This window comes from Chryseobacterium sp. MYb328 (genome assembly GCF_037572595.1).
GTDB classification, from domain to species: Bacteria; Bacteroidota; Bacteroidia; order Flavobacteriales; family Weeksellaceae; genus Chryseobacterium; species Chryseobacterium pennae.
The window spans coordinates 1-12,940 of record NZ_JBBGZQ010000001.1; the positions used below are offsets into that span (position 1 = coordinate 1).

The following is a 12,940-nucleotide window of genomic DNA, read 5'->3' on the forward strand; positions in this document are numbered from 1 at the left end:
TATTTAGTCAATATTTAATTAAAATTCATAGTTTATTAATAAAAAAAACACTTAAACAAAACCCATAACATAATAAAAATCAAACATTTAAATAAGCGATATTTTAAAAAAAAATTATAGATTTGGCAAAACAAAAAACACAATTAATGAAAAAAGCACTCTTCTTTTTAATTATCTTGCCATATTCTGTATATGCACAGGTAGGTATAAATACTTCAGCACCTACAAAATCACTTGACATCAACGGAGAATTAAGAATCCGGACTTTAAATCCTGGCACCTCAACCGATGATATTCTTTCTGCTGATGCCAACGGAAATGTGAGAAAAATTTCCCGAAGTGATCTAAACGGAGGATCTTCATCAGGATTTAATAACTCTATCCTTGGATATGATCCTAAACCGGTCGCTACAAGGCCACAACCACCAGGATCTGTACCTGGAGGAGGTACTGCCACAGAATTGGGCTGCAAAAAATGGTCAGGTAATAATCATACTTATTGTGCCTATCAGCTTTCACAAGCAATCAACTGGTTCAATGCATTCAGTTTTGGAAAACAATTGGGAGGATATCTGGTTACCCTGCCTAATGATGCTGAGAGGATATGGGTTAATACTAATATAGTCGCTTCAGGAACAGGTTATAACTTAGCCAACAATGTATGGATTGGCTTTAATAAAATTCAGAGACCGGGAAATCCGGATCAGCTTCAGTGGATTACAGGAGAAGAATTCAGAATCAATTGGTCTACCAACCCTGCCACTACAGAAAACTGGTTTAATCCCGGAGAGCCTAACAATTCAGGAGGTGTGGAAGGAGCCACACACATATTTGCAGGCAGCGCAAATGCCGAAAGAAAATGGAATGATTTAAACGGTACATTAACTACAAATTCAAGCATTTCCATGAACCAGCTTATTATTGAATTTAATGAATAATAAAAACTACTTATGAAAAAATCAATTTTACTATTCATTATCTTACCTTATTTCTTAAGCGCCCAAGTCGGAATTAGCACAGCTGATCCTACAAAAACACTAGATATCAATGGGGAATTAAGAACCCGTACTTTGCCCCAGGGTGCAGCAACTGATGATATACTCTCTACTGATACCAATGGAAATGTAAGAAAGATTTCCAGAAGTGACCTTGGTGGCGGAACATCATCAGGATTTAATAATTCTATATTGGGATATGATCCCAAACCCTTAGCCACAAGACCACAACCACCTGGACCTGTGCCGGGTGGAGGAACTGCTACAGAAATCGGTTGCAAGAAATGGACAGGAAACAACCATATCTATTGTGCTTATCAGTTGTCACAAGGAGTCAACTGGTTCAATGCATACAGTTTTGGAAAGCAAATGGGAGGATATCTGGTTACCATGCCTAATGATGCGGAAAGAATCTGGGTTGCAACTAATATAGTAGCTTCAGGAACAGGCTATAATTTAGCCAATAATATATGGATTGGTTTTAATAAAATTCAAAGACCTGGTAACCCAGACAGACTTCAGTGGATTACCGGAGAAGAGTTCAGAATGAATTGGTCTACCAACCCCGCAACCACAGAAAATTGGTTTGCAACAGGAGAACCTAATAATTCCGGAGGAACTGAAGGATCTACTCACATATATAATACTGCCGGAAACACAGAAAGAAGGTGGAATGATTTAAATGGAACAACAACAACTTTCACCGGCTCAGCAATGAATCAACTGATCATAGAGTTCAATGAATAAATATTTGCTACAAAATAAAATTCCTTTCAAAAGCTGAAAGGAATTTTTGATTTTTATTTGATTTTTCTGAAATACCTTATTGTCACATCATACTTTCCGTCTCCATCCCAGTCAGTATTATGGTCTTCTGTAACCAGCTCAGTAGGAGTTATTTTAGTTACAATATAAACTTTACCGTGCGTTAGCTTTTTAGTCTCCTTATCATAAGTGTATTTTCCATTTTTATGTACAGCCGGTACACATGTGCCTTCATTATTGCTGTCATAGTTCACAACATTCACTTCAGTTTCATTATACTCAACAGTGTTCTGGGATTCACAGCCCTTAGGATAAAGAGTTTGTGTTTTGTTATCATAAGTAGTATAAAAATCACCTTTATACTGATTCCAGGTTCCGATTAAAGAAACTTCTTCTTTTTTAGGACTGTCATCATCGCTGCTGCATGATACCATTGCTGAAAATACAGCCAATGCTAGAAATATCTTTTTCATGATTAAAGTTTAAATTGTATTTAAAGCCCTAAGATAATACAATCTCATTTAATTCTCATCTATTTGAAATATGAGATTTCTCAGAATCTGTTCTGTTGACAGTTCACTGTAATTATGGATTGACTGTCCTACCCAAATTCCCACAAAGTCAACATTTTGTTTAGATTTCGCGGCTTTACGCAGTCCGTTTGTCAGTTTATTCTGATAAGGATATGGTAAAATATACTCAGTATTTTCAACAGCTTCGATGAATTTATTTTTAACTCCTCGCGCATATCTTCCTGAAAAACTTTTCGTTAACATAATCTCATCCTCCTGTACCTTTTTAAGTTTTTCTTTTTCAAAAGGCTCTAAAGCACTTTCCTGAGAAGCCAATAAAAGATTGCCGACCTGAAATCCCTGCGCTCCCAGCTCTTTTACTGCCTGTAAAGTTTTTCCATTATAAATTCCACCCGCATAGATCAACGGAATTTTTACATGATCATATACCTGCGACAATAGAGATAAACCTCCAATCTGAGGAACATGCTCTGTATCAAAAGTTCCTCTATGTCCTCCCGCTTCTGTGCCTTGCACACAAATCATATCAATTCCCGACTTTTCTAAAACCAATGCTTCACTTACAGAAGTACAGGTACCAATCAGCGTTACTCCATTTTCCTTCAATTTCTGAATACTATGATCATCCAGATTGCCAAAAGTGAAACTTAAGATCTTACAGTTTTCCTCAATAACGGCATCCACCAGTTCATGGTAAGATCTCACTTTAAGGTCTTCCAGATCAGGAAGCCTTACATCAATATTATTTTCTTTTGCCAGCTGTTCCAAAAACTGTCTGGTTCTGATAAATTCATCTTTTAAAGCATCAGTTACTTCAGGAATATGATGTACAAAAATATTAGCAGCAAAAGGTTTATCTGTTAATTTTCTTGTCTCTCTAATCAGTTCAATGGATTCATCTGCTGAAAGATCAGCTAATGCCAAAGATCCCAGACAATCTGCACGAGCTGCTGCCGCAACCATCTGTATGGTACTCACCCCAAACATCGGAGCCTGAACAATAGGATATTTCACTCCTAATCTTTTACTGATTGTATCCGGCCAAACCATAAGAATTTATTTTAATTAAAAAGGTACAAAAAATAAGAATGCTTCAATCTCAATAAGATATGACATTCCTCACTCCTGAACAGAAAATAAAGTTCCCACAGATCTCACAGATAACGCAGATTCTAAATCCGTGAAATTTGTGGGATCTGTGGGAATATTTTAATCTTTTATTTTTAAATATCCGCTACAGAATTCAGCATTTTCTGCTCCCATTCCTGGTCTTTAGGATCAAAGAACAGTCTCTTTCCTGTATCTAAAGAACGTACAACATTCATTTCATCTTCTGTAAGCTCAAAATCAAAAACATTAAAGTTCTCTTCAATTCTTGATGGAGTTACAGACTTCGGAATTACCACAAAACCTTCCTGTAAATGCCATCTCAGAATGATCTGAGCCACTGTTTTTCCATATTTTTCAGCAATTGATTTCAGATCAGTATTGCTCAGAAGATTTGCATTTCCATTCCCAAGCGGGCTCCAGGGCTGGGTAATAATATTATTTTCTCTGTCATACACCTGCAATTCCTTTTGCTGGAAAACCGGATGCAGCTCAATCTGGTTGATGACAGGAAGAATGGTAGAGTTTGCTTTTAACTCTTCAAGCTTTTCGATGGTAAAATTACAAACCCCGATAGCTTTAATCTTTCCTTCATTATATAATTCCTCCAAAGCTTTCCACGTTCCGATAAAGTCTCCGTATGGCCAATGAATAAGGTACATATCCAGATAATCCATCTGCAGTCTGTCTAAGGTTCTCTGAAATGCAAGTTTTGCTTTTTCATACCCATGGTCCTGAACCCAGACTTTAGAAGTGATAAATAATTCATCTCTGTCTACTCCACTGTTTTTTACCGCTGCTCCTACAGCAGTTTCGTTCTGATAAATGGCAGCTGTATCAATCATTCTGTATCCTGTATGAATAGCTTTGATGACAGCATTTTCACATTCTTTTGGGTCTTCCATCTGCCATACTCCAAAGCCTAAAGCAGGAATATCCACTCCGTTATTTAAAGTTACTACAGGTTGTCCTGTGTAGGTTTTCTTTTGCATAAATTTTTATTTTAATCATTAAAATTAAGTGATTAAACAAATTTGCGACAAAAAAACGGAAATTTTGCCTACCAATTTTACTGTTTTTGTTAAAAAAATGTTATTTAATGAGTGTTTATGACAGGTTAGAAAACGCTAAGGCGCGAAGACGTTTTTTCTTTTCAACATGCTTTTAAGACGCAAGGATTTTATCTTCGATAAAATTGAATGCTGTTAAATAATGGCCACGGATGCACGAATAAAATTGTACATAGCTTCACGTTAAAGTATATATGTATGTGGTTCAAAAATTATAATCATATACACAAGGATCTTGTGGAAATGTAAAAGAAATTCGTGCATTCGTGGCAAAATATTAGAAGCCTTATCCTTGCTGAAAATCTTCGGTTTTCTTGCTCCTTGAAAACAACATATTATTTAAAATTCTTTGAGTCATTGCTATTTCCAATCTCAAAACCATTTACAATTCTATCTATGACTGGATTCAAGTCTCTATTTTCTTTATTTTTGTGAAAATAATGGTTACCAAATCATTTACATGAACCTGAAGATGGAACAGTATACTTTTAATAAAATAGCCAAAGAATCGGAGACACCTTATGAATTGTTATTGCTGGCCGATGAAACCACTGAAGCCATCGATCAATACATTTTCAAATGTGATGTCTATCTTTTGCATGATGGAACTCAAAATATTGCTGTTATGGCTTTACATCAAAACAGTGATACTGAACTTGAGATTAAAAATATTGCAGTAATTGAAAGTTACAGAAGCAAAGGAATCGGAAGTATTTTAATAAACAAAGCCAAAGAAATTGCTATTGACAATCATTATGAAATTCTGAGTGTCGGAACTTCAGATACGGGATTTCAACAGATCAGGTTTTATGAGAGAAACGGTTTCATAAAAACAGGAATACGTAAAGATTTTTTTATTGAAAACTATCCATCGCCAATTTATGAAAACGGCTTGCAGATACGTGATATGGTCCTACTTACCCATCACCTTACGAAATAACCCTTTAATATGTTCTATCTCTGTTTGATAATTGGTCTTTTTTCTACATCCAAAATATAATGTATTTTCCAGTTTTTTCTTCCCTTCCCAGATCAGCTTTACCTCTCCGTTTTCAATTGCATTCTTGCATAAGAAATCAGGAACAACTGCTAATCCTGTACCTCCTTTAAGACAACGGATGATTGAATTTAAATTAGGAACAATATAATTCGGTCGGAAATTTGGTTTGTGACCAAAATTCAAAGTCCAGAACTGAAAAAGGTGCTCCATATCTCCGGTGGTTCCATACCATTTTTCATTCTTCAGCCACGCCTCGATTTGCTCTCCGTCTTTTGTTTTTAAAACTTTTTTGAACGCTTCTGTATCTACTTCTTTTCCGCCAACCAAAATGATCTGCTCAGAAGAAAATGCTTCATGGTGTATATTAGGTGAAGACCCTTTTTTGGGAGTGATGATGAGGTCCAAAATACCTTTATCAAGCTGATCCAGCATTTCCGGATATTCTCCAAAGCTGATAATCAGATTGAAAGGTAATGAAGAAACATATTGCTCCAAAGTGGTCTGAAACGTTTCAAAACACATTCCCACACTGATAGTCGGAGTATGTTTTTCCGTAGATTTTTGAAAATTTTTCTCTACATCTTCCAGCTTGGTCAGCGGTTCTGCTACGGCATTGAATAATACTTTCCCTCTCTCCGTTGGAATCATTTTCCTTCCGGTTCTGTCGAATAATTTATATCCCACATAAGCTTCCAATGAACTTAAATGTAAGCTCACACCAGGCTGCGAAATGAATAAAGAATCAGCTGCACCTGTCAATGTTCCGGTTTTATAGATCGCCTTAAAAGTACGATACCATTCTAAATTGACCATGACTTAATTATTAATATTCTGATACAAAATTACATAATAATTATAATATTAATATATTTTCATTTCTTAAAAATGAGGCATAATAATCTGGAATCCCGCTTTCCTCGATCTGACGGGCTGTTTCTTCAAGAGGATAGTTCAATTGTACAATTTCAGGAATGATCTTTTCTTCATCTAAAGTCAGCACAAGATAAGAAGCCAGTCTGTTTTTTTCTTTGGAACGCCCTACTGAACCACAATTGACTGCCCATTTCTTATTTTCAAACTGTTTTGTAAATGATAAATGAGTGTGTCCCATAATGACCATATCAGCATTTGAATCTTCCAGTATATCCATAAAGACCTCATCGTTCTCAGATTCATACAAATAAGTATCATTACTTGTAAGGCTAGAATGTACCAATTGGATATTCCAATGTGTTTTTCCTGTTTTATAATTTAGTTTTAAATGAAAAGGGAGCTCAGAAAGAAACTTTTTATTTTCTTCTGTAATATATTTTTTAGAATGATCTATCGCAATGAATCTTGCAGCCGTTTCTTCTTCAGAATGTTTAGACAAAGGAAAAATAGGCAAATCAAAGGCAATTCTTTCATCATGATTTCCAAGCAGACAGGGAATATTTAAACTCTTAATTCTTTCTATAACTTCATTGCCCCAAGGCGCAAAGTCCACCAGATCTCCCAGGCAGAACTTCTGATGAATTCCTCTCTGTTCAATATCCTTCAACACCACTTCCAATGCCGGAAGATTCCCATGTACATCACTGAAAACTGCTATCTGTATCATTGTCTATCAATTTGTTAATCAAATTTACAAGACGAAAAGGAAATCCTGTTCAGATATGACATGACTTTTTACCATAAAACAGTGTTTGTTGACAAGCAATTTTTGTTTTCAAATGAATAGTGAATAGAGGTTTGCCATCAAAATTGATAAGCAAAGCGAATTCACTATTGATCATTCCTATAAATTAAATTATAAATATTCTGATACTTTACTATAATTTATATTATTTTTATTATACAAACAACCCTCCTAACTTTGCAGAGTAAAATTTAAACAATCATAAAAAAATGAAAAAAGTACTAATCATTAACGGAGGACAAAATTTCGGACATTCCGGAGGAAAATATAATCAGACTATCGCAGAAAATACGGTATCAGTTCTTAAAGAATTTGATAATATAGAAGTAAAAATCACCAACGTAAGTGAAGGTTATGACAAGCATGAAGAGGTAGAAAAATTCGTTTGGGCAGATTATATCATTTACCATACTCCAATCTGGTGGTTCCAGCTTCCGAACGGATTCAAAAAATATATTGATGAAGTATTCACCGCTGGCCATGCCAAAGGGATTTATATGAGTGATGGCAGAAATGCTGCCAATCCGGAGATCAATTATGGTACTGGCGGAATGCTTGGCGGAAGAAAATACATGCTGACTACAAGCTGGAATGCCCCTAAAACAGCTTTTACACTTCCAGGAGAATTCTTTGATGAGAAAAGTGTAGATGAAGGTCCTTTATTTGGGTTCCATAGAATGAATGCCTTTGTATCCTTACAAAAAATGGAAAGCTTTCATTTCCATGATGTAGAAAAAAACGCCAATATAGAGCGCGATATGAAACTTTACAGAGAACATGTGAAAAGCGTTTTTGAAAAAGAATTAAAAGCAGAATTAGTATCATGAAAAAAATACTCATAACAGGTATTACCGGCTATATAGGCGGGACTGTTGCTAAAAAGCTTCTCGACAGGAATTATGAAGTGACAGGACTGGTCCGTAACGAAGCCCATGTACAGAAACTGGAATCATTAGGAATAAAGACTATTATTGGAAATATCCATAACGAAGATCTTATAAAAACAGCCGTTGACAATGCCGATGCTGTCATCCATAACGCTGACTCTGCAGATGATGCCTATGTCGTAGATAATTTTATTAAAGCACTGGAAGGCAGCCATAAAACATTTATATTTACTTCAGGATCTGCTATTTTCGGAGGTAAAGAAAACGGTAAAAGAAGTGATTTCGTTTATAAGGAAGATTTTCCTTTAACACCAAGACTGGAAATGGCATCAAGGGTACTTATCAATAATTATGTTCTTCAGTCTGCTCAAAAAGATATTAGAAGTATAGTTATTGTCCCTACAATGGTTTACGGGGAAGGTCTGGGATTAAAAAAAGACAGTATCCAGATCCCTGCTCTGATCAATTTTTCTAAGAAAAAAGGGCATGGTGTTTATTTTGGAGAGGGTGAAAATGTATGGTCCAACTTACACATTGAAGATTTGGCAGACCTATATGTACTGGCTCTGGAAAAAGCAAAAGGAGGTTCTATGTATTATGCTGAAAACGGAGCATCATCTTTAAGGAATATTGCGGAAGTGATTAGTAAAAAATATAACCTGGAGCCCGCCAGATCTTTAAATGTACAGGATGCTGTTGATCATTTTGGACCAGCTGGCGGTTATTTCGGTTTTGCATCCAATAGTATCTGCAGCGCAGACAAAGCAAGAACAGAACTGCAATGGAAACCAGCTTACAACTCAATTGAAAATTTTATTTAGTTATGAAAATTCATCTTACGGCAATTATAAAAGCCAAAGAAGAACACCAGGCAGAAGTATTGGCAGTTCTTCAGAATATGGTAAAAGAAACAAGAAAAGAAGAAGCTTGTGAATTGTACAATCTTCATCAGGGGATTGAAGACAAAAATCATTTTGTATTCTACGAAATCTGGAAAAGTGAGGAAGGATTAGCAAAGCATAATGAACAGCCTTATATTAAAGCTTTCGGAGCTTTGATAGATGAAAAACTTCAGGAAAAACCTGAAATTTATACCACATATCTTATTTAATCATGAAAAAATTAACACTATTATTCCTTACCCTTTTTACAATAGGATATATCCAGGCACAACATCAAAAATCTATTGATATGAAAAAGAAAATATTGTTTGTTGTCACCAGCCATGACAAAAAAGGCAGTACCGGAGAAAACACAGGATATTACTTAGGAGAAGTTTCTCACCCATGGGAGGTTCTTCACAAAGCGGGCTATGAAATTGATTTTGTAAGTCCGAAAGGCGGAACTCCACCAGTAGACGGATTCGATTTAAAAGACCCTGTAAATAAAGAGTTTTGGGAAAATAAAGAATATAAAAACAAAATAGATCATTCTTTAACGCCATCACAGGTCAATCCAAAAGATTATTCGGTCATTTTTTATGCAGGGGGACATGGAGCGATGTGGGACTTCGCAGATGATAAAGAACTGGCAAACATGGCTTCAACCATTTATGAAAACGGAGGTATTGTAGCAGGCGTATGCCACGGCCCGGCAGGTTTGGTTAATATCAAACAGAATAATGGAAAATACCTGGTAGATGGAAAAAAGATCAATGCTTTTACCAATGAAGAGGAATCTGCAGTACAATTAACAGATGTTGTTCCTTTCTTGCTGGAAAACAAATTAAAAGAAAGAGGCGCAAAGTTTGAAAAATCCGGGCTTTGGCAAAACCATGTGGTAACTGATCAAAGAGTGATTACAGGACAAAATCCACAGTCTGCCAAGAGTGTTGGAGAAGCAATTTTAAAAGAACTCAATAATAAATAAAACAAAAAAATGGAATACAGAAAATTAGGAAACACTGATCTTGAGCTATCTGCAATTACGCACGGAGCCTTTGCCATCGGTGGAAATATGTGGGGTGGTAATGAAAAACAGGATTCTATTGACTCTATTCACGCTTCATTGGATCACGGAGTAACTTCTATTGACACGGCTCCTTTTTACGGTTTCGGATTAAGTGAAGAAATGATTGGTGAAGCCATCAAAGGGAAAGACCGCTCAAAGATCCAGCTGTTAACTAAATTCGGTTTAGTTTGGGATGGAAGCAACAACGGAAAAGGAGAATTTTTCTTTGATGCTGAAGAGGAAGGAAAAACAATTCCTGTTTATAAATTCGCTTCTAAAGAAAACATCATCAAAGAAGTTGAAGAAAGTTTAAAAAGACTGGAAACAGATTATATTGACCTTTTACAGCTTCATTGGCCAGATAGCACAACAGCAATCAGTGAAACGATGGAAGCTATGGAACTACTGATCCAACAAGGAAAAGTTCGTGCTGCCGGAGTAAGTAACTATAGTGTAGCCCAAATGGAGGAAGCTAACAGAACGTTGAAATTAGCCAGCAACCAGGTTTCTTACAGTATGCTCAACCGGGCTATCGAGAGTGACCTTGTTCCTTATTCTTTAGAAAATAACTCAGGAATCATCGTATACAGCCCAATGGAAAGAGGTCTTTTGACAGGTAAATATTTCAAGGATAACAAATTAAAAGACAACGACCACAGAAACGGATATTTCTCTCAGTTTGATTTAAATAAAGTAAAAACTTTCTTAGAAAAAATTGAACCGATCGCTCAGGAAAAAGGAGCCAGTCTTTCTCAATTGGTATTAAGATGGACTACCCTGCAGCCAGCAATTGCAGTAGTATTGGCAGGAGCCAGAAATGCCCAGCAAGCTGTTGAAAATGCTAAAGCGATGGATATCACTCTTTCTCAGGAAGAATTAAACTTCATCAATTCTGCTTTAAGCGAGATTTAATATATAAGCTGGGAGCTGGAAGAGGGAGGTTGAAAGTGCTGTCAGATTATTAATAACTTTCAGTCCTTTGAACCCAATTATTATCAGACTGTAAGATGGAAATATGAAATTGAAAACACTAGCGTGTATTGTTAACTTACAGTCTGTAATTTGAATAATTACAACAACCTGATCAATAAAATATCACTTGCTTACGGGCTTCAAAAACTTCCCTCTTCCAACTTCCCTTCTCATTTAACCAAGGAAAGCAAAATAGGAAGCATATTTCAATAAACGGAATGCCAGTTGTTCATAGGCTTCAATAACTCCCCTCTTCCAGCTTCCAACTTCCCTTCTTAATTCACCCTATACATCATTAAAAATGAAAAAGAATCTGATCAAAATGTTCGGACTGGTCACCCTGTTGACTATAAACAGTATTTTATTAAACGCTCAAACCCTTGTTAATCCTGAAGATCAATCATGGTATCCTTCTGCTTACGGAGCTCAGGATGAGATAGGAGCAGCTAATTTATTAACACCCGAAGTAGTAAAACAAGCACTTGGATTGGTAAAACAAGGTAAAACATTAGCACTTGCTGTTCCTATTGATAAAAACTTACCCGCTTTCAGACACAGAAGTTTCAACCTATACAACATCCAACCCGGAGAACAGGGCGGAAAAAGCATAGGTCCCAACAAATTTACATTCAATGACGAATTGGTGAATGGATGGACCGGTGTAGGAACTCAGCTTAACGGGATCGGGCATATTGGTATTGACAATATTTACTATAACGGAAATAAAGCAACTGATTTTGTAACTGTAGAAGGCGTAAAAAAACTAGGTATTGAAAAAGTACCCCCTTTTGTTACCAGAGGTGTAGTTCTTGATATGGTCGCCCATTATGGAAAAGCAATTGTACCAGGCGGAACAGAATTTACCGTTGAGGATATCAAAGCTGTTTTAAAGAAACAGAATCTTACGCTAAGAAAAGGAGATGTTATTCTTTTCAATACAGGATGGCTTGAATTGATAGGCAAAGACAATAAACAGTTCTTAGAAACGGAACCGGGGATTGGAATGGATGCAGCCAAGTGGTTAGCTGATCAGGGGATTGTTGCTTTTGGTGGTGATACCTGGGCTTCTGAAGTATATCCAAATCCAAAAAGTAAAGAAGAATTCCCCATCAATCAATTTATGCTGGCTAAAAAAGGAATCTATAACTTGGAGCTGATTGACAGCCGCCCTTTGGTTAAACAAAAAGTTTGGGAATTTTTATTCGTACTGGGACAGCCTCTGTATGTAGGATCTACTCAAGTGAATGTGAATCCTGTCGCTATTTACTAGACATGGAGGTCTCATTTAAAACCTATAACCTACTATAAAAGAAAAGAGAGACAACGTAATTCCGGTTTTGAAAAAAATAAAACTAACCTTTAGAATTTATTTTTAGAATTAATACTTAAAACAGTGTTACATTGTCACTCTGCTTCTTGCATTAAAATGGCCCTTCAGTTTTGAAAGGCCATTTTGTTAAATAAAGTAAATGTCTGTAAATGATGCAGGCTTCATTAATATCCCATTCCTAACTTCCAACATCCTTACTTTGCCATTATTTTGCAACTGGAAGATGCGTACTCACTGCAATTCTGTTCCATGCATTGATGGTCACAATGGCCATAATAATCTGTGCAATCTGAGCTTCATCAAAGAATGTCTTCGCTTTTTGGTAGGTCTCCTCAGTTAGTCCTTTATGGCTGATCAGGGTGATTTCCTCTGTCATAGACAAAAGTACCTGCTCTTCCTCTGTAAAGAATTCTTTTGCTTCTGTCCATCCGTTCAGGATAAAAATTCTTTGAGGCGTTTCACCATATTTGATGGCATCTTTTGTATGCATATCAAGGCAGAAAGCACATTTATTAATCTGTGATGCTCTGATTTTAATTAATTCCTTTTGAATATGGGTTAAAGAAGTTGTCTGTAAATACCCCTCTAATCCTAGCATTGCTTTATAAGCTGCTGAATCTACTGTTGCAATGTTTAATCTTGCGCTCATTATA

General features: G+C 36.2%; 15 protein-coding genes. 9 read left to right on the top strand and 6 right to left on the bottom strand.

Translation table 11 applies throughout. The annotated features are described in order from the left end of the window. Positions 1–146 precede the first annotated feature (146 nt). Together WH267_RS00005 and WH267_RS00010 are read left to right on the top strand one after the other, a co-directional pair. Positions 147–938 (top strand): C-type lectin domain-containing protein, encoded by a 792-nt coding sequence (locus WH267_RS00005; RefSeq protein WP_340004571.1) that lies wholly within the window; start codon positions 147–149, stop codon positions 936–938. Between the two features lie 12 nt (positions 939–950). Then, a complete protein-coding gene (locus WH267_RS00010; protein ID WP_340004573.1) occupies positions 951–1,742 on the top strand; it encodes a C-type lectin domain-containing protein in 792 nt (263 codons plus the stop codon). 53 nt (positions 1,743–1,795) lie between these two features. On the opposite strand, the gene WH267_RS00015 is transcribed toward WH267_RS00010, so the two are convergent. From WH267_RS00015 to WH267_RS00025, 3 genes are all read right to left on the bottom strand, one after another. After that, a complete protein-coding gene (locus WH267_RS00015; protein WP_123321320.1) occupies positions 1,796–2,233 on the bottom strand; it encodes a lipocalin family protein in 438 nt (145 codons plus the stop codon). Positions 2,234–2,281: 48 nt separating this feature from the next. Then, positions 2,282–3,343 carry an NAD(P)H-dependent flavin oxidoreductase gene (locus WH267_RS00020; RefSeq protein WP_340004575.1) on the bottom strand — a complete coding sequence of 354 codons (1,062 nt, stop codon included), beginning with the start codon at positions 3,341–3,343 and terminating at the stop codon, positions 2,282–2,284. Positions 3,344–3,516: 173 nt separating this feature from the next. Next, the gene (locus WH267_RS00025) at positions 3,517–4,392 is read right to left on the bottom strand and encodes an aldo/keto reductase (protein ID WP_340004577.1); all 876 of its coding nucleotides are present in this window, start codon (positions 4,390–4,392) and stop codon (positions 3,517–3,519) included. A 538-nt stretch (positions 4,393–4,930) separates the two neighbouring features. On the opposite strand from WH267_RS00025, the gene WH267_RS00030 reads away from it, so the two are divergent. Beyond that, a complete protein-coding gene (locus WH267_RS00030; RefSeq protein WP_340004579.1) occupies positions 4,931–5,410 on the top strand; it encodes a GNAT family N-acetyltransferase in 480 nt (159 codons plus the stop codon). On the opposite strand, the gene WH267_RS00035 is transcribed toward WH267_RS00030, so the two are convergent. After that, positions 5,384–6,283 carry a LysR family transcriptional regulator gene (locus WH267_RS00035; RefSeq protein ID WP_340004580.1) on the bottom strand — a complete coding sequence of 300 codons (900 nt, stop codon included), beginning with the start codon at positions 6,281–6,283 and terminating at the stop codon, positions 5,384–5,386. The genes WH267_RS00030 and WH267_RS00035 overlap by 27 nt on opposite strands. A gap of 40 nt (positions 6,284–6,323) precedes the next feature. Next, positions 6,324–7,070 (bottom strand): metallophosphoesterase family protein, encoded by a 747-nt coding sequence (locus WH267_RS00040; protein WP_340004582.1) that lies wholly within the window; start codon positions 7,068–7,070, stop codon positions 6,324–6,326. Between the two features lie 287 nt (positions 7,071–7,357). Between WH267_RS00040 and WH267_RS00045 the strand changes: the two genes are divergently transcribed. The 6 genes from WH267_RS00045 (at position 7,358) to WH267_RS00070 (ending at position 12,227) form a co-directional block, all read left to right on the top strand. Then, positions 7,358–7,975 (top strand): NAD(P)H-dependent oxidoreductase, encoded by a 618-nt coding sequence (locus WH267_RS00045; protein ID WP_340004584.1) that lies wholly within the window; start codon positions 7,358–7,360, stop codon positions 7,973–7,975. Next, positions 7,972–8,856: an NAD-dependent epimerase/dehydratase family protein gene (locus tag WH267_RS00050; RefSeq protein WP_340004586.1), complete on the top strand. Its 885-nt coding sequence runs from the start codon at positions 7,972–7,974 to the stop codon at positions 8,854–8,856. The genes WH267_RS00045 and WH267_RS00050 overlap by 4 nt, the downstream gene beginning before the upstream one ends. Positions 8,857–8,858: 2 nt before the next feature. Then, a complete protein-coding gene (locus WH267_RS00055; protein ID WP_123321327.1) occupies positions 8,859–9,146 on the top strand; it encodes a putative quinol monooxygenase in 288 nt (95 codons plus the stop codon). 2 nt (positions 9,147–9,148) lie between these two features. Next, positions 9,149–9,904: a type 1 glutamine amidotransferase domain-containing protein gene (locus WH267_RS00060; RefSeq protein ID WP_340004587.1), complete on the top strand. Its 756-nt coding sequence runs from the start codon at positions 9,149–9,151 to the stop codon at positions 9,902–9,904. Between the two features lie 9 nt (positions 9,905–9,913). Next, positions 9,914–10,897 (top strand): aldo/keto reductase, encoded by a 984-nt coding sequence (locus WH267_RS00065; RefSeq protein WP_340004588.1) that lies wholly within the window; start codon positions 9,914–9,916, stop codon positions 10,895–10,897. Between the two features lie 361 nt (positions 10,898–11,258). After that, positions 11,259–12,227 carry a cyclase family protein gene (locus WH267_RS00070; RefSeq protein ID WP_340004590.1) on the top strand — a complete coding sequence of 323 codons (969 nt, stop codon included), beginning with the start codon at positions 11,259–11,261 and terminating at the stop codon, positions 12,225–12,227. Positions 12,228–12,492: 265 nt separating this feature from the next. Here WH267_RS00070 and WH267_RS00075 read toward each other — a convergent pair whose 3' ends face one another. Next, positions 12,493–12,936 (bottom strand): carboxymuconolactone decarboxylase family protein, encoded by a 444-nt coding sequence (locus WH267_RS00075; RefSeq protein ID WP_340004592.1) that lies wholly within the window; start codon positions 12,934–12,936, stop codon positions 12,493–12,495. Positions 12,937–12,940: the final 4 nt, after the last annotated feature.